This is a genomic window from Streptomyces sp. NPDC060209 (assembly GCF_042728155.1).
Classification (GTDB): Bacteria; Actinomycetota; Actinomycetes; order Streptomycetales; family Streptomycetaceae; genus Streptomyces.
The window spans coordinates 1-15,882 of the sequence record NZ_JBHWZS010000039.1; the positions used below are offsets into that span (position 1 = coordinate 1).

At 70.6% G+C, this 15,882-nt stretch carries 16 protein-coding genes; 12 read left to right on the forward strand and 4 right to left on the reverse strand.

Features of this window, described 5'->3' with window-relative positions; translation table 11 throughout:
• Nucleotides 1-310, reverse strand: a 310-nt coding sequence (locus ACFWFI_RS10765) for a LysR family transcriptional regulator (RefSeq protein WP_387387810.1), incomplete at its 3' end; no start/stop codon positions are given.
• 123 nt (nt 311-433) lie between these two features.
• Between ACFWFI_RS10765 and ACFWFI_RS10770 the strand changes: the two genes are divergently transcribed.
• The 5 genes from ACFWFI_RS10770 to ACFWFI_RS10790 all read left to right on the forward strand — a co-directional run bounded on the left by ACFWFI_RS10770 (nt 434) and on the right by ACFWFI_RS10790 (nt 4,911).
• Nucleotides 434-1,342 carry a DMT family transporter gene (locus tag ACFWFI_RS10770; protein WP_387387812.1) on the forward strand — a complete coding sequence of 303 codons (909 nt, stop codon included), beginning with the start codon at nt 434-436 and terminating at the stop codon, nt 1,340-1,342.
• A gap of 7 nt (nt 1,343-1,349) precedes the next feature.
• Nucleotides 1,350-2,624: an MFS transporter gene (locus tag ACFWFI_RS10775; protein ID WP_387387814.1), complete on the forward strand. Its 1,275-nt coding sequence runs from the start codon at nt 1,350-1,352 to the stop codon at nt 2,622-2,624.
• A gap of 489 nt (nt 2,625-3,113) precedes the next feature.
• Nucleotides 3,114-3,515 (forward strand): hypothetical protein, encoded by a 402-nt coding sequence (locus ACFWFI_RS10780; RefSeq protein ID WP_387387816.1) that lies wholly within the window; start codon nt 3,114-3,116, stop codon nt 3,513-3,515.
• A gap of 557 nt (nt 3,516-4,072) precedes the next feature.
• Entirely contained in the window at nt 4,073-4,663 is a 591-nt protein-coding gene (locus tag ACFWFI_RS10785; RefSeq protein ID WP_387387817.1) for an enoyl-CoA hydratase/isomerase family protein, read from the forward strand.
• Nucleotides 4,664-4,680: 17 nt separating this feature from the next.
• Nucleotides 4,681-4,911: a hypothetical protein gene (locus tag ACFWFI_RS10790; protein WP_387387819.1), complete on the forward strand. Its 231-nt coding sequence runs from the start codon at nt 4,681-4,683 to the stop codon at nt 4,909-4,911.
• 88 nt (nt 4,912-4,999) lie between these two features.
• Here the strand turns inward: ACFWFI_RS10790 and ACFWFI_RS10795 are convergent, their stop codons facing one another.
• The gene (locus ACFWFI_RS10795) at nt 5,000-5,419 is read right to left on the reverse strand and encodes a hypothetical protein (protein ID WP_387387820.1); all 420 of its coding nucleotides are present in this window, start codon (nt 5,417-5,419) and stop codon (nt 5,000-5,002) included.
• 329 nt (nt 5,420-5,748) lie between these two features.
• Here ACFWFI_RS10795 and ACFWFI_RS10800 point away from each other — a divergent pair, with 329 nt between their 5' ends.
• Complete coding sequence (locus tag ACFWFI_RS10800; RefSeq protein ID WP_387387821.1) at nt 5,749-6,864, forward strand: PP2C family protein-serine/threonine phosphatase; 1,116 nt, start codon at nt 5,749-5,751, stop codon at nt 6,862-6,864.
• A gap of 258 nt (nt 6,865-7,122) precedes the next feature.
• On the opposite strand, the gene ACFWFI_RS10805 is transcribed toward ACFWFI_RS10800, so the two are convergent.
• The gene (locus ACFWFI_RS10805; RefSeq protein WP_387387822.1) at nt 7,123-8,301 is read right to left on the reverse strand and encodes an MFS transporter; all 1,179 of its coding nucleotides are present in this window, start codon (nt 8,299-8,301) and stop codon (nt 7,123-7,125) included.
• Between the two features lie 299 nt (nt 8,302-8,600).
• Complete coding sequence (locus ACFWFI_RS10810) at nt 8,601-9,563, reverse strand: pirin family protein (RefSeq protein ID WP_387387823.1); 963 nt, start codon at nt 9,561-9,563, stop codon at nt 8,601-8,603.
• A 121-nt stretch (nt 9,564-9,684) separates the two neighbouring features.
• Here ACFWFI_RS10810 and ACFWFI_RS10815 point away from each other — a divergent pair, with 121 nt between their 5' ends.
• The 6 genes from ACFWFI_RS10815 (at nt 9,685) to ACFWFI_RS10840 (ending at nt 15,880) form a co-directional block, all read left to right on the forward strand.
• Nucleotides 9,685-10,173 (forward strand): carboxymuconolactone decarboxylase family protein, encoded by a 489-nt coding sequence (locus ACFWFI_RS10815; RefSeq protein WP_387387825.1) that lies wholly within the window; start codon nt 9,685-9,687, stop codon nt 10,171-10,173.
• 126 nt (nt 10,174-10,299) lie between these two features.
• Nucleotides 10,300-10,839 (forward strand): hypothetical protein, encoded by a 540-nt coding sequence (locus ACFWFI_RS10820; protein WP_387387827.1) that lies wholly within the window; start codon nt 10,300-10,302, stop codon nt 10,837-10,839.
• A 346-nt stretch (nt 10,840-11,185) separates the two neighbouring features.
• A complete protein-coding gene (locus tag ACFWFI_RS10825) occupies nt 11,186-12,361 on the forward strand; it encodes a polyprenyl synthetase family protein (protein ID WP_387387829.1) in 1,176 nt (391 codons plus the stop codon).
• Nucleotides 12,358-13,893 (forward strand): phytoene desaturase family protein, encoded by a 1,536-nt coding sequence (gene crtI / locus ACFWFI_RS10830; protein WP_387387830.1) that lies wholly within the window; start codon nt 12,358-12,360, stop codon nt 13,891-13,893. Before ACFWFI_RS10825 ends, crtI begins: the two co-directional genes overlap by 4 nt.
• Nucleotides 13,890-14,876, forward strand: coding sequence for a phytoene/squalene synthase family protein (locus tag ACFWFI_RS10835; protein WP_387387832.1), 987 nt, complete (start codon nt 13,890-13,892; stop codon nt 14,874-14,876). Before crtI ends, ACFWFI_RS10835 begins: the two co-directional genes overlap by 4 nt.
• Nucleotides 14,873-15,880 (forward strand): DUF5914 domain-containing protein, encoded by a 1,008-nt coding sequence (locus ACFWFI_RS10840; RefSeq protein ID WP_387387833.1) that lies wholly within the window; start codon nt 14,873-14,875, stop codon nt 15,878-15,880. Before ACFWFI_RS10835 ends, ACFWFI_RS10840 begins: the two co-directional genes overlap by 4 nt.
• Nucleotides 15,881-15,882 lie beyond the last annotated feature (2 nt).

Genomic DNA, 15,882 nt, shown 5'->3' on the forward strand with positions numbered 1-15,882 from the left:
CCCCCGCACTGGTGAAGTAGCGGATCGCCACCCGCCCCGTGCGCCCGGCTCTCAGGTCGGCCAGCGCGGTCTCCGCCTCCGCGACGTGGTTGCCGATGAGGGTCGCGTACTCGTTGAGCAACAGCCCCGCATCAGTCGGCCGCACGCCTCGTCCCGACCGCTCGAGGAGCGTGATCCCGGCCTCCTTCTCCAGTGCCGCCATCTGCTGGCTGACCGCCGAAGGCGTGTAACCGAGATTCCGTGCGGCTGCGGTGACCGACCCGCTGGTGATCACCGCTCGCAGGAGCTGCATGCGTCGCAAGTCAAGCATGTAGTACAGCTTAACGGTCCATGTAAACTTTTTCGCTTGTCTTACCGAAGAGGTCGAGGCACTGTTCAAAGCCGGACATCAGCCAGGAGGCGAACAGTGCTCAGCGGCCAGCGAGGGACCCTCATGCGCATGGCGATTCTCGCCCTGCTGTGGGGGTCGGGATTCCTCTGTATCAAGATCGCCCTGAACGGCGGCCTCTCTCCTCTACACATCACGGTCATCCGATGCGCGCTCGGCGCGGCCGTCCTTCTGGCGCTCGCCCGCTCGGCCCGCCAGCGCTTCCCGCGCGGCCGCAGGACATGGGGCCACCTCCTCGTGGCCGCCTTCTTCTGCAACGTCCTGCCGTTCTTTCTCTTCAGCGTCGGCGAACAGACTGTCGACTCCGGGGTGGCCGGTGTCCTCAATGCCACAACTCCCCTCTGGTCCATGGGAATCGGCCTGGCCCTCGGTACGGAGCGAGGCCGGCACCCGCTCCGCCTGACCGGCCTCCTCCTCGGCTTCGCCGGCGTGCTGCTCGTCTTCGCCCCCTGGCAGGAGAGCGGCCTGACCAGTTGGGGCGCTCTGCTCCTCCTTGCCGCGGCCGTGAGCTACGCCGTCGCCTTCGCCTACATGGCCCGCTACCTCCTGGGCCGGGACGGCGCTCCTCTCGCCCTGTCCGCGGCCCAGCTCGTGGCCGCGACGGGCCTGACCACATTCGCCCTTCCCGCGGGCCCGAGCCTGGCGGTTCCCAGCCTCGGAGCGGTGATCGCCGTCGTCGTCCTGGGCATCTTCGGCACGGGTGTCACGTTCCACCTCAACTCGCGGCTCATCGCCGACGAGGGCCCCACGGCCGCGGCCACCGTCGGATATCTGCTGCCGGTCGTCTCGGTCGCCCTGGGCGCCCTGGTCCTCGACGAGCAGTTGAGCGCCCGCGTCGTCACGGGCATGGCCGTTGTACTCATCGGAGTCGGCCTGACCCGCACTCACCAGCCCGAAGTCCCCGCTGACGGAGCCGACGGACCGCGGCGACGCCTGAGATCAACCACCGGATGAACGGATCATGCAACCCGATTCTCCCTGGCGGAACTCGGACTTCCGCAACCTGTTCACCGCGACCTCCTTCGGGCAGCTCGGCACCAACATCGGCTACGTCGCCGTACCGCTCATCGCCGTGTCCGCTCTCGACGCGAGTCCTGGCCAGGTCGGGGCACTTGCCACCCTGAGCACGGTCGCCTTCCTCCTCATCGGTCTGCCCGCCGGGGCATGGATGGACCGGATGCGTCAGCGGCGGGTGCTGATCGCCGCGGACCTGGCACGGGCGGGGCTGTTCGCCTCCATCCCGTTGGCCTGGTGGCTGGACGCACTCACACTCTGGCAGTTGTACGTGGTCGTCCTGCTGCATGGCTGTGCCACCGTCTTCGCCGACGTCGGATCACAGAGCGTGCTGCCGCAACTGGTCGGCCGCGCCGACCTGGTCCGGGCGAATGCCGCCGTGAACACCCTCATCGCCGCCGGCACCGTGGTCGGACGCGGTGCGGGCGGAGGCCTCGTCCAACTGCTGACGGCACCCGTGGCGGTGGTCTCCGCGGCCGTGGGCTATCTGATCTCCGCACTCCGGCTCACCGCCATCCGTCGCACACCGTCGCCGCCCCCGAATCCACCCGGGCAGGCCGGCCGTCTGGGGCCGCAGATCGCCGAGGGACTGCGCCACGTGTTCGGCAACAAGGAGCTACGGTCCCTCGCACTCACCTCGGCCTGTTCCAACCTCGGCTCCCAGATCCTCAACACCATGCTCCCGGTGCTGTTCGTCCGCGAACTCGGCTTCCCGGAAGGCGTACTGGGCCTGTTCTGGGCGGCGGGCGGCGTCGGCCTTCTCCTGGGCGCCCGCTGCGCCGGCTTCGTCGCACGGCACCTCGGCTACGGCCATGCCCTTGGCGTGGTCGGCCTGTACATGGCACCCGCAGGGCTGCTGGTACCGCTCGTCGACCGTGGCCCCTGGCTGTGGGTTGCGGGAGCGGGCTGGCTGCTGACCATGTTCAAGACGGGTATGCACAACGTGCTCGGCGTGAGTCTGCGCCAGCGCATGACATCCACCGCCCTCCTCGGCCGCATGAACGCCACGTTCCGCTTCCTGCTCACCGGTGCGCTCGCCGTCGGCGCCGCCGTGGCCGGTGTGATCGGCGCACTGGCGGGCGTGCACGCCACGCTCTGGGTGGGCGGCGTCTTCCTGACGCTCTCCTTCCTGCCCGTTCTTCTCTCACCGGTCCGCACCAGGCGCGAACTGCCGCAGCAGAAGGAGGCGCTGGACGTCAGGACCCCGGCAGCGGGGCCCTGACGTCCCATGATCCTGGTTGTGTCACTTGGTGCGATTTCCAACCCGCTACGGCGCCAGCACGCGTGCGCGGTGCCATCGAACGGCTCCGGGCTCATCCAGCAGTCCGCTTCCCAGGCAGCCCAGTTGTCCGGCTTCTCTCCCACGGGCGGCAGACCACCCTCATCAGGCGGACCGCCGTCTGTACCGTTCGCGATCTCAGCCACGACGGTGCGATACGGCTCGTACAACGCCCCGCGCATGCCCGGAGCTTCACCGAAACCTGGGGGCTGTGAACTCATCGCCGGAAGCATCGGCACCGTACGGCAGGACGCTGTGGGGCCGGGCAGTCGGCGTTCTTGCAGGCTCCGCGCTCCGAGAGCGCTGTCAAACCTGATCGAGAGTCAACTACTGTGCCGGGCGAGGCTGTAGACGAGGATCAGCACAGCCGCTGCCATCACCACCAGGTGTAGCCACGCGGGAGCGGCGGAGGCGTCTGCAGCTGTGGTCGTCATGAACGGTTCCATCGCGCTTCTCTCCTTCTTCGCAGGTGTCGAGGTGGGACGGTCAGTAGTAGTCGATGCCGGCGCGCCGGCGCCGTATGTGCGCATCGTCGAACGGCGCCGGGCGAAGTGCCGGCAGCTTGTGGCGACGAGCTGCCGGCCCGTCTGTGACGCGTTCGGCGTCGGCGGCCGGGTCAGCGGGTCAGCGGCGAGCGGTCACCCGTCGGCCCGCTCGCCATCCGCTACCGATGCCTGCGGCGTGCAGGGCCAACAGGCCCAGGCCAAGCAGTATCAGGTTGGCCGAAGCGAGCACTTCGTGGGCCGTCATGTCGGAAGCGTTGATCAGGACAGCGATGGCGAAGAGTACTGCCGCGGTTGGCGCCAGCATGAGATTGACTCCTTCGGTAGTTGAGATCCATGTGCCCCCGTCTGCAGAAATCAGGCCCGGGTAGGCGTTGGCTGCGGAGTACCTGCACGACAGCCCTTAGCCGCGACCCCCGACCGGCGGTTGTGGGCCGGCCCTCGGAGTGCGCCTGTTCCCTGGTCGTAAAGCAGTCCGATCCTGGTGGCGGCGAGAGTGCCGTTCGCAGCAGGATCTTGGGCGAGGGCAGGCCCCTTTCGCCCGAAGGAAGACCTGCGGGCACCCTCGCCCCTCACCTTCGCCGCCCACGGTCAGGCCGGCTTCGGGGAGGCGGTGGGCTCGGTATCGGGATTCCATGGGAGGTGCTCGGCGGGAATACGGCATGCCGGATCGGGTTCGGGCCACTTCAGGAAGCCCGCTGGCGATGGGCGACATACCATGGCAAACCCGGGCGCGGAACTCACCAACGATGCCCGCACGATCCGGCGCGATGCGGTTCGGCCTGGTCCTGCCCTCATTCCAAGTCGTCACAACCGCCGAAACGAATGACACAACCCCGCAGTGCGGCCACGGTAAGGACGGGGCGCAGCGATGATGGGAGGTCCCGGATGACCGCCGCGTACGAAACCATCCAGACCAGGCTCGTCGGCAACGTCCTGAACGCCACATTCAACGCGCCGCCGATGAACCTCATCGGACCTGAGGTCGTGCGGGACCTGGTCACCCTGCTTGAGGACCTGTCGCAGCCGACCGCCCCCCGTGTGGTGGTCTTCGACAGTGCGGACGCCGACTTCTTCCTCCCTCACGTCGATATGACGAAAGTTCTCGAGTACACCGCTGAGGCCGCGAAGGCCGGAGGGCCTGGCGATGCATCCCTGGGCATGCTGTTTCGCAAGCTGAGCCAGCTCCCGGTTGTCACCATCGCCAAACTGCGAGGCCGTGCCCGGGGAGCAGGCAGCGAGTTCCTCCTCGCCTGCGACATGCGTTTCGCTTCCCGTGAGAACGCCATCCTGGGCCAGCCCGAAGTGGGAATCGGAACACCTCCCGGCGCGGGAGCGATTCAGCACCTCACCCGTCTGCTGGGCAGGGCCCGTGCACTCGAAGTTGTGCTGACGTCGGCGGACTTCGACGCCGAACTCGCCGAACGCTACGGATGGGTCAACCGTGCGGTCCCGATGCCGAACTGGACGAGTTCGTAGCAGAGACCGCCGCAAGGATGGGTGGTTTCCCCCGGGAAGCTCTGATCGCAGCCAAGTCGGCGATCAACGCCATCAGTCTGCCAACTCCTGCTGAAGTACGCGCAGACGCAGCACTGTTCCAGCAACTTGTCCGAGGCGAAGGAGTACAGGAGCGCACGGCTGAGCTGTTCGAACAGGGCTTCCAGACCCGTGGTGCCACTGAACTCGGCCTCGGACATGCCTTGGGCCAGTTGAAGGCCGTCGACTGATGAGGAAGCGCCGCGAGACCGGCGGAGCCATTCGGTGGGTGGCCGCCCGGTCCGGCCTTCCTGATTCTCGTCGGGTAACGAAGCGCGGCTACTGGCCTTTGGGCGCCCATGGGCGCTCTGAGGGCTCGGGGCCCTCCAGAGCATGGCGGACCTTTTCCTTGAAGGTTTTGGGCGGGGCCTTCTTCTCCTCCTGCGTGTGCATGAGGCGGGCAGCGGTCACGCGTATGTGGCACTCGCGGTGGTGTTGCCCGAGCCGGACGAGCCAGGCGCCGTCAGAGGTGAGGAAAGCTCTGCGGGCCGGGGTGTCACCGGGTCGGGCATGGCGGGCCAGGACATCCGGCATGTAGTGCAGGGCCGCCTCCTCCGCCGCGGCGAGGGCCTGCTCCTCCGTGCCACTGACGGGGTGCTCGGCCACCAGTGTCCAGCGGTGCAGTTTCAGGTCGATGCCGTCAGCCCGTCGAGTCACACGGGTGTCCTCCTCGATGAGGACATGCCACTGAGCAGTCATGACCGGAGCCTAACCACCCTGGGGTCGAGCGGTGCACGAACCGCTTGAAGCAGTGGTGCTGAAATCGCCACCCGCCAAGAGAGGACAGCGACCATCCACCTGGCAGTACCGCGTGTCGCGGGCAACTTCTTCCGGTCCGCGCGATGACCCGGACGAACGGTCCGGTCGTCAGCGGCGGCGGTGGGGAGGTCGCGGGTGCGTAGGCGCCCGGCGGTCCGGCGTATTCCCCAGGCTCGGGTGCCAGGACGAGTCGGCAACGCCCTCGGCATGTGACCGCCCTGCCCGGCTGTGACGGTGCGAGCCGGGCGGAGACGGTGTAGAGAGGAGGTGTGTCGCAGCGCCTCACAGGACTTCGCCGTTCGGTGCGAGCGGGTCATGCGTGGGTCGCCGTCCCGATCGCGTGGATCGTTGCGGTGTGCGTGGTCGACGTTCTCGCGCCGCCCCACATTCATTTGGGTCCGCTGCTGGTCGCGGCCCCGGCGATCACCACGTCGTTCGGCGGGCCCCGGACAGTGGGACTGGTCGCTGCACTGGCGGTGGTGGCGCAGACGACCATCGGGGTGCTGCGTGATCCGGAGGAGTTGCTCTCGGCCAACCACGAGGCGCAGATCATCGCTTTGGTGCTGGTCGGAACGAGCCTCGTGATCTTCTGCGTGCTGCGGGAGCGACGCGCCAAAGAACTGGCGCAAGTGCGCTACGTGTCCGAGACCGCCCAGCGGGTCGTCCTGCCGCCGCTGCCCAAGCAGCTCGGTCCGCTGCGCGTCGCCTCCCTCTACCTCGCAGCCGAGGCCGAGGCCCAGATCGGCGGGGATCTGTACGCGGCGGTGCGCACCGCCTCCGGCACCCGGCTGATCGTCGGCGACGTGCGGGGCAAGGGGATGACCGCCGTCAGCGACGCGGCCCTGCTGCTCGGAGCGTTCCGCGCCGCGGCCCACCGCCAGGCGAGCCTGGGCGATCTGGTGACCTATCTCGACCGAAGCGTGTGCTGGGACCTGGCGGAGCCGGGCGAGACGGACCGCTCCGGAGAAACGTTCATCACCGCCACAGTCCTGGACATCCCCGACCGGGGTGGCCAGGTCGAAATGATCGCCTGTGGGCACCCCCCGCCGGTCGTCCTGCGCAACGGACGTCCGACGACGATGGACGCCCTTCATCCCGCGCCCCCGCTGGGCCTGGGCGAACTGACGCGGCCGCGCTACCACGTCGACAGCTTCCCGTTCGAGCCGGGAGACCTCCTGCTGCTGTACACGGACGGCGTCACCGAGGCCCGCGACTCCACCGGCGCGTTCTACCCGCTCACCGAGCGCATCACGGGCTGGACCGAGAACGAACCCGAGGCCTTCCTCCGCCGCTTCCGGCGCGACCTGCTGCACCACGTCGGCGGACACCTGGACGACGACGCCGCCATGATCGTCATAGAGTGCGCCGCCACGCCCCGGCCCTGATCACCCAGGCATCGGCTCCCTTGACCCGCTCCGGGCAGGCCGAGTAGCAGACCTTCACCCTCGCCGTCGAAACCCTCCGCGGCCTGCTGTTCGGCCGACCTCGCTGGGCTGTTCGGTCTCCGTCCGCTCGCGATCGAGGATGCCGTCCACGCCCATCAGCGGCCCGGGAGCGGTACGGCGAGATACCGTTCGCCCCCTTCACGACGGTCTGCTGTGTCGACCACGGAAAGAGGCACCGGCCGCCGACTGACGGCAGCTCTATTCGGCGGGCTCCGGTCCGTGACGCAGCAGATGCCCGCCGAGCAGCACCGCGCAGGCCCCGACGGTCAGCAGCCCGCCGGCGAGGAAGGTGCCCTGCACGTCGGCGAGCGGCAGGACCAGACCACCGAGCGCGGCGCCTGCCGCAATCCCGGCGTTGTACGAACCGGAGTTCGCCGCGAGTGCGATATCCGTGCGTCCCGGTGCGCAGTGCAGCATCGCGTTCTGTGTGGTCATGAACACCGGCCCCAGTGCACAGCCCATCAGCACCAGGAACACCACCGCCGCCACCGGATCGGTACCGGCCGCGTACAGGCCGAGCATGCCCACCGCCTGCGTGGCTACCGCTGCGGCCAGCGTGGCGTGCGGAAAGCGGTCCAGCAGCGCCCCGGTGACGCTCACCCCGGTCAGACACGCAACACCGAAAGCCACGAACAGGACGTTGACCGTGCTCGGGGAGAACCGGCTCACGTCGCCCAGGAACTTCACGATGTAGGTAAATCCCGCGAACGCGCCAGTAGCGGCCAGGGCCCCGGCCGCCAGTACGACCCCGAACCGGCGGGCGTCGGGACTGGTTCCGTAGGCGGCGGGCTGTTCCTCCGGACGCGAGGTCGGCAGCAGAACCGCGATCGTCACGAGGGAGATGAGTCCCAGACCGGCCAGCATCGCAACGGGCACCGGCCAGTCGCTCCGCCGGCCGAGCCAGGTTCCGGTGGGAACACCGAGCACGAGGGCGAGCGAACCGGCGACGGACAGCGCTCCGACCACGCGCCCGCGGATCTCGGGCGCGAACAGGCCCACCGCGACCGGCCCCATCACGGCCCAGAACAGCGCCTGGGCGAGCGCGGTCAGCAGCCGTGCCACAAGGAGCAGCCAGTAGGAGGTGGCCAGCGCCGCGACCAGACTGGACACGACCAGCGCAGCCAGTACCCCTGTGAGCACATGACGTCGTGGCACCGACCTCATGACGTGGGCGAGCGGCAAGGACGCGACGGCCACCATCACCCCGTAACCGGTGACCAAGAGGCCGACCGCCGACACTGACACCCGCAGGTTCCCGGAGATGAGTTCCAGGAGGCCGATCGGCAGGTTCTCGGCAGTATTGAAGGTGAAGGCGGCCAGCATCAAGGCCACGAGCACCGCCGACCGGTGCCATGGTGCCGGTCGCACCGTGGCCATCCGGTCTCTTCCCGACCTCGTCCGTTGCGCCTGCTCCGTGGCACTGTCCATGGAGTCACCTCACCGGGCTCACCGACCCCGCCGCAACTGAATTCATCTGCCGTACGGGGGACGACCAGAGGATCGACCAACCTTCGGGGTCGCGGATTCACTCGGGGTTCGAAAGCCTCCAGCCCCCGGATGCGAGTTCTGGCGAGAGAGCGGTCCCTGCTTCCGTCCCGTCGGAGGTCGGAACGGAAGCAGGGACCAGGGACCAGGTATGCGCCCGCAGCACGCGTCGTAGCGGGTCAACGAGTAAGTCAGCGTGGCCTCAGTCGAGTTGTAGGGAGCTGCGGAGCCGGGATGCGGTCCCCGTCGTATCCCTCCACCACACCGAATCGGGTGCCGTGCTCCCAGTCCTCGCGCGCCTGGCTTATGTCTTCGTGCGTACGGCCGACAAAGTTCCACCACATGACGATCTGTTCCTCGAAGGGGGTTCCGCCCACGAGGACGACCCGGGCGGGGGCGTCCGTCTCGTTGGTCAGGGTCACCTTGTCGTTCCCCGGGCCGAGGTAGCCCAGCTCGGCCCCGCGCAGCAGCGTTCCGGCCATACGGACACTGCCCCGGTCGACGAGGAGACCGTGCTCGAAGGCCGGGTCCGTGTCGAGGGTCGTGGTCGCGTGCGGCTCGAGGACGATCTCGGCACCGAGCAGAGGGGTGAAGGTCGGCACCGGCGAGGTGTCTCCGGCGAGAGAACCGAGGAACACCCTGATCACGGCTCCGTCCCGGTGGACCGGGTTCGGCGCATGATGCCGGAAGTCGCGGCCGGTGTCCCGGTGTTCCCCGGGAAGCGCCACCCACAGCTGGACGCCGTGCAGGACGGTGGTGCCGGGAGTGGAGACCTCCGTGTGGCTGATGCCGTGGCCACCGGTCATGAGGTTCAGCTCTCCGGGGCGCACGAAGGCGTGACTGCCCAGGCTGTCGCGGTGCTCGATCTCCCCGCTGAACAGCCAACTGACCGTCTGCAGGCCGATGTGCGGATGTGGGGCCACATCCATCCCGCCCGTCTCGGCGACGTCGTCGGGGCCGTAGTGGTCGATGAAGCACCAGGCCCCGATCAGCGTGCGGGCCCTCTGCGGGAGCGTACGCCGTACCGTCATCGCCCTCGGGCCGCCCAGGGGCACGTCTCTCGCCGTCAGCACGTCCACGCCGGCGTCGGGCTCCGGCGCCTGGCCGTCGCCGCCCGTGTGCGGCGTGTCCCGGCCGGTGTCCACGCCACTCATCGCGGGCCCCCCTGCGCGACAAAGGTGCTTTCATGTTCAACAATCATGCTTGATGATAAGCCGTCGCCCACCCGGGCGCACGGCACGGCGAGGGGCGGCACGTCCCGGTGAGGAGTCCAGGGTGAACGACACGGAGGCGGGCCACGTGGAGAAGCGGGTCTACGTGGACAAGCAGAGTCCCAAGGCCTTCCACGCCATGACCGCCGCGGCCGAAGCGGTACGCACGGTCGCCCAGGAGGCGGGGCTGCACCGCAATCTGGTCGAACTGGTCAACCTCCGGGTGTCACAGATCAACGGCTGCGCCTACTGCCTGGACGTCCACACCCGCGCCGCGCTTCGCGCGGGCGAGACGGCCCAGCGGCTGGGCGTACTTGCCGCCTGGCGCGACACCGAGGTCTTCACGGCGCAGGAGCGTGCCGCACTCGCCCTGGCCGAGGCGACGACGCACCCCGCCGACGGCGTTCTGCAGGAGGACGCCTACGCCACGGCGCGCCGGTCCCTCTCCGAGGACGAGATCTCGGCCGTGGTCTGGGTCGCCATCACCATCAACGCCTTCAACCGGGTCTCGATCATGAGCAAGCACCCCGTGCGCGGTGTGCCCCGGCAGTGACGAGACCTACGGCGTCGGCCGGCTGCGCCGCGCCGTAGCAGCTCCTCGCACAACACCGGTCCCGAGTGCGGCGGGGCGCCCCTGCGCGCTCTTCCGCGGGCGGGCCGGGGCCGCCATGCTGGAGCCGTGACCGAGGACAAGAGAGTCCGTGCGTTCCACTGGGAGATGTTCCGGAACGACCGTCCGCAGCGCAGTGACTGGGGGAGTGGCGTCGTCGTGACTCTCCTGCACCTCTTCGGAGTGGGCGCGGCTTCAGTGGTCGAGCCGCTGGCCGGACTCTTCCTGGGTGTGGTGTTCGCGGTCTTCTGGGGCAGTCTCCTGCTGCCGCCGTGGATACGCGACCGCCGTTCCGTCGTGGCGGCGGACATCCGGCCCGGCCCTCCACCGGTACTGGTGCTGCGCAGGCGCAGCGGCGCCGAGGTCACCCACCCCCTCGACGCGTTGACGGAACTCCGGCCGCTCACCGTGGGCTACCGGTCCGTCGACGGGGGCGGCAGCAAGATCCTGGAGCTGCGGGTCGGCCGCACGGCCTATCGCACGCGGGCCGCGTTCAACCCGCCGGAGAACGACGTGCGGTTGCTGGAGGCGGCACTGCGGAAGGCGCGTCCCCGGGTGAAGGTCCACCGCCACGAGGACCGTACGTCCTGGGTGTCGGACAGCGGCTGAGTCCTCGGCGGGCCGGCACGTACGCACTCCCGCCCAGGGCTGAACCACACGCGTTCCCGCCCGGAGCGGCATCGACCGCATACCGCCCGGGGCGGCCCCGTCGGACAGGCGCCGTCGGGCGGCCCCTGAGCACCGCCGACGCCGTGACGCGCCGCCGCCTGCCCTCGTCCAGGGGAAGGCGGCAGGCACCGGGCTGCCCCGATCCGCTACCGCCCTTCCGTCCGCCGTCCGGGTGAACTCCGCTCCGACCCTGCCGTGCACAGGGCAGGCATAGGCGCATCCGCGGTCCTCGCGGCCGGAAGCACCGGTGGACGCGAAGCGGACAACCGAGCGAAAGGGGCTGTCCATGCTCGGGCCACGGGCGACGCGGGCAGGGACCGGCGCGGGTACCGGCCTCGATCCCGGCGGCGACACGGATGGCGGCCGCGCCCCACGCACGGTCGGTGAAACGGCAGCGGCCGTCGACGTCGTCCTCGAGGAGCACCTGCACAGCAGACTGCGGGAAGCACGGCGGGTGGACGCCGTGTTCGCCGAAGAGGTGGCGTCCCGGGTCGCAGCGTTCGTCCTGCACGGCGGCAAGCGGCTGCGGACGGCGTTCGTCTGGTGCGGGTGGCTGGCGGCAGGAGGTTCCGGCGACCCCGGAACGCCGCTGCGCATCGGCGCCGCTCTGGAACTGCTGCAGGCCTGCGCGCTGGTGCACGACGACGTCATGGACGAATCGCCGGTACGCCGGGGCGCGCCCGCCGTGCACGCGGACTTCGCGCGCGTGCACCGAGCGGCCGGCATGAGCGGTTCCGCCGCGTCCTACTCCGCCACCGCCGCGGTGCTGGCCGGAGACCTGGCGCTGGCGTGGGCCGACGATCTGCTCACCGAGACCGCGCTGGCCTCCCCGTACGGCGAGCAGCTGCACCGGGAATGGCAGGCGATGCGCGGCGAGATGGTCGCAGGGCAGTACCTGGACATGCGGGCGCAGGCGACCGGTTCCTCCGACCCGGCCCAGTCCAGGAAGATCGCCACGCTCAAGAGCGCGCTCTACACCGTGGAGCGGCCGCTCGCCCTGGGCGCGGCCATGGCGGGGGCAGATGCCCGCACCATGGACGGCCTGCGGTCCGCCGGACGGTGCGCGGGACTCGCTTTCCAGCTCCGTGACGACCTGCTGGGCGCGTTCGGGGACCCGGCCGTCACGGGGAAGCCCGCGGACGAGGACCTGCGGGCACGCAAGCTCACCGGCCTCCTCGCGGTCGCTCTCCGGCTCGCCGCCGAATCGGGCGACTCCGACGCTCTGGCCGAACTCGGCCCGCAGGGTGCCGCAGCCGGTGGAGGAACGGTCGACCGGATGCGCGCCGCAATGGAACGTACGGGTGCTCGGGCGGTGGTGGAGGACGAGATCGCCTCTCTGTCCGCGTCGAGCCTCCGTCACTTCGCGGACACCGGGGCGGACGCACCTGCCCGGCGGGAGTTCGCCGTGCTGGTGGCCCGGGCCGTGGGAACCGACCTCTCCCGCGAAGGGGAGGGCCTATGAGGACCGTGTCCGGTCCGACGGACCATGTGGTGGTGGTCGGCGCCGGACTGTCCGGCCTCGCCGCCGCCCTTCATCTGCTCGGCGCGGGCCGCCGGGTGACCGTCGTCGAACGGGACGCCGGGCCCGGAGGCCGTGCGGGAAGGCTGGAACTCGGGGGCTACCGGGTCGACACCGGGCCGACGGTGCTGACCATGCCGCACCTGGCCGACGAGGCCTTCGCCGCCGTCGGGGACAGCCTCCACCGGCGGGTGGAGCTGGTTCCGCTGAACCCGGCCTACCGGGCCCGTTTCGCGGACGGCAGCCAGATCGACGTGCACACGGACGGCGACGCCATGGAGGACGAGGTGCGGCGCTTCGCCGGCTCCGCGGAGGCCGCGGGGTACCGCCGGCTGCGGAGCTGGCTGGAGCGGTTGTACCGGGCACAGATGAGCCGCTTCATCGACACCAACTTCGACTCGCCCTTCCAGCTCCTGCACCCGGACCTCGCCCGGCTGGCGGCCCTGGGGGGCTTCGGGCGGCTCGATCCGCAGATCGGCAGATTCCTCTCGGACCCACGGCTGCGCCGGGTGTTCTCCTTCCAGGCGCTCTACGCGGGAGTCGCCCCGGCCCGTGCCCTCGCCGCCTACGCCGTCATCGCCTACATGGACACGGTCGCGGGCGTCTGGTTCCCGAAGGGCGGCATGTACGCGCTGCCCCGGGCCATGGCCGACGCGGCGTCCGACGCCGGGGGACGGTTCATGTGGTCCGCCGAGGTCAGCGCACTGGAACGGTCCGCGGGGCGGGTGCGTGCCGTCCGCCTGGCGTCGGGGGAACGGATCGCCTGCGACGCGGTCGTCCTGACACCGGATCTGCCCGTCGTCCACCGGCTCCTGGGCCGGGCGCCGCGCCGCCCCGTGCCGCTGCGCCACGCGCCGTCGGCAGTGATCCTGCACGCCGGCACGGACCGCACATGGCCGGAACTGGCGCACCACACGCTCTCCTTCGGCGCGGCATGGGAGCGCACCTTCGACGAACTCACCAGAACCGGCCGGCTCATGAGCGACCCGTCGCTGCTCATCACCCGCCCGACGACGCACGACCCGTCACTCGCACCGCGGGGCAGACATCTGCACTACGTCCTGGCCCCGTGCCCCAACACCACGACCGGCCCCTCGGCGGGCACCTGGCGCGGACTGGGACCGCGCTACCGGGACAGTCTGCTGGCCGAGCTGGAGCGCCGGGGGCTCGACGGCTTCGAGGCGTCCATGGACCGGGAGCTGCTGGTCACCCCGGTGGACTGGACGGCCCAGGGCCATGCGGCGGGCACTCCGTTCTCCGTGTCGCACACCTTCGCGCAGACCGGTCCGTTCAGGCCACGCAACCTCGTACGCGGCTACGACAACGTCGTCCTCGCCGGGTGCGGAACCACACCCGGGGTGGGCGTGCCGACGGTACTCGTGAGCGGCAAGCTCGCCGCCGCCCGCATCACCGGCCTTTCCCGCACGACGGCTGCGCGCCGTCGTCCCGCCGTCCTCGAAGGGCAGAGCCGATGAACCGCCGTGAACTGGATGCCGCCGGGATCACCGGGCCCGCCCTGCGCGCCGCCTACTCCCGGTGCCGGCTGCTCAACGCCCGTCACGGCCGGACGTACTTCCTGGCCACCCGGTTGCTGCCGGTCGAACGCCGCTGCGCCGTGCACGCGCTGTACGGCTTCGCCCGGTGGGCCGACGACATCGTGGACGACCTCGACCGCCGGCAGTCCCCCGAGGAGCGCGACCGCCTGCTGCGACTGCTGGAGAGCGACCTGGCCCACGGACTGCGCACGGGACAGGGCGAGGAGTCCGTGGTCATGGCCGTGGCGGACACCGCCGAGCGCTACGCCATCGATCACGGCCTGTTCACCGACTTCCTGGCATCCATGCGCAGCGACCTGACCGTCACCGACTATCCGACGTACGCCGATCTGCGTGCCTACATGCACGGTTCCGCAGCGGTGATCGGCCTACAGATGCTGCCCGTGCTCGGGACGGTCGTGCCCCGTGAGGAGGCGGCCCCGCACGCGGCCGCACTCGGAGTGGCCTTCCAGCTGACCAACTTCCTGCGGGACGTGGGCGAGGACCTGGGCCGGGGGCGCGTCTACCTGCCGGCGGACCTGCTCGCCGCCCACGGAGTGGAACGGCCCCTGCTGGAGTGGAGCCGCCGTACGGGCCGGCACGACCCGCGCATCCGGGCCGCCTTCGTCGAGGCCGACGCGGTGATCCGGACCGTGTACCGGGAGGCGGAACCGGGCATCGCCATGCTGGAGCCGCGGGTACGGCCCTGCATCCGCACGGCGTTCGTCCTGTACCGGGGGATCCTGGACGCGATCGCCGCCGACGACTACCGGGTGCTGCACCGTCGTGCCGTGGTGCCGCGCCGACGGCGGGCCGTCACCGCGGCGGGCGGGCTCGCACGGATCCTGGGAGCGCGGATGCGGAGCCGGCCACCTGTGACGGAGCCGGGCGCGGTCGCCGGGGCGGAGGGGGTGCTGCGATGAACGCCCCGCGGAGAAGGCCGACATGGACGTCACCCCTGCGGGTGCTGCGGGCCCCCCGCTGGGAGCGCCAGGCCCCGACCTGGCGCGAGGCGAGGCCCACCATGATCGCCGAGGCCCTGAAGCGGGCCGCCGCCCGGCCGTCGGGCAACTGGTACGTCGTCGGGGCGTCCCGTGAGATCGGGGCGCGGGACCGGCCGTACGGCCGGACGGTCGCCGGGGTGGAAGTCGTCCTGTGGCGGACGGAGGCCGGCGCGCTGCGCGCCGGCCCGGGGGAGTGCCCCCACCTGGGAGCCCCGCTGCGCGAAGGCCGGGTGGTGTGCGGGACGCTCCTGTGCCACTGGCACGGTCTGGCCCTGGACGGCGGACCGTTCGCCGGGTGGGAGCCGTATCCGCTGTACGACGACGGGGTGCTGGTCTGGGTGAGACTGGACTCTGCCGGGGGCGAGACCCCGCTGGACCGCCCTGTCGTCCCGGTGAGGCCGGTGCAGGGGGACGCCGTCGACGCGGTGTTCACGGCGGCGGGCCGGTGCGAACCCGAGGATGTGGTCGCCAACAGGCTCGACCCCTGGCACGGTTCCTGGTTCCACCCGTACGCGTTCGTCGGCCTGAAGGTGGCCGGTACCCCCGAGGACGGCGGGGACGACGCGTTCGCCGTCGACGTCTCGTTCAAGGTCGCGGGCCGGCTGGTGGTGCCGGTGCGGGCGGTGTTCACCGCGCCCGGACCGCGCACGGTGGTCATGCGCATCACGGACGGCGAGGGCGCGGGGTCGGTGGTGGAGACCCATGCCACCCCGCTCACCGCCCGCGGCGCCACGGACCCGCGGACGGCGGTGGTCGAGGCCGTCGTCGCGGCCTCGGACCGGCGGGGCTTCGCCCTGGCGCGCGCCGCCGCGCCCGCCCTGCGGCCGCTGATGCGCCGGACGGCAGGACGGCTCTGGCGCGACGATCTGGCGTACGCGGAGCGCCGCTGGTCGCTGCGGAGCACCGGGCGCTTCCCCGGGTGAGC

Coding starts and splice junctions, on each gene's coding strand:
- ACFWFI_RS10770 (WP_387387812.1), top strand. CDS start 434: ATGCGCATGGCGATTCTCGCCCTGCTGTGGGGGTCGGGATTCCTCTGT.
- ACFWFI_RS10775 (WP_387387814.1), top strand. CDS start 1,350: ATGCAACCCGATTCTCCCTGGCGGAACTCGGACTTCCGCAACCTGTTC.
- crtI (WP_387387830.1), top strand. CDS start 12,358: ATGAGGACCGTGTCCGGTCCGACGGACCATGTGGTGGTGGTCGGCGCC.
- ACFWFI_RS10805 (WP_387387822.1), bottom strand. CDS start 8,301: ATGGCCACGGTGCGACCGGCACCATGGCACCGGTCGGCGGTGCTCGTG.
- ACFWFI_RS10810 (WP_387387823.1), bottom strand. CDS start 9,563: ATGAGTGGCGTGGACACCGGCCGGGACACGCCGCACACGGGCGGCGAC.
- ACFWFI_RS10795 (WP_387387820.1), bottom strand. CDS start 5,419: ATGACTGCTCAGTGGCATGTCCTCATCGAGGAGGACACCCGTGTGACT.
- ACFWFI_RS10780 (WP_387387816.1), top strand. CDS start 3,114: ATGAACGGTTCCATCGCGCTTCTCTCCTTCTTCGCAGGTGTCGAGGTG.
- ACFWFI_RS10785 (WP_387387817.1), top strand. CDS start 4,073: ATGACCGCCGCGTACGAAACCATCCAGACCAGGCTCGTCGGCAACGTC.
- ACFWFI_RS10840 (WP_387387833.1), top strand. CDS start 14,873: ATGAACGCCCCGCGGAGAAGGCCGACATGGACGTCACCCCTGCGGGTG.
- ACFWFI_RS10825 (WP_387387829.1), top strand. CDS start 11,186: ATGCTCGGGCCACGGGCGACGCGGGCAGGGACCGGCGCGGGTACCGGC.
- ACFWFI_RS10835 (WP_387387832.1), top strand. CDS start 13,890: ATGAACCGCCGTGAACTGGATGCCGCCGGGATCACCGGGCCCGCCCTG.
- ACFWFI_RS10790 (WP_387387819.1), top strand. CDS start 4,681: ATGGGTGGTTTCCCCCGGGAAGCTCTGATCGCAGCCAAGTCGGCGATC.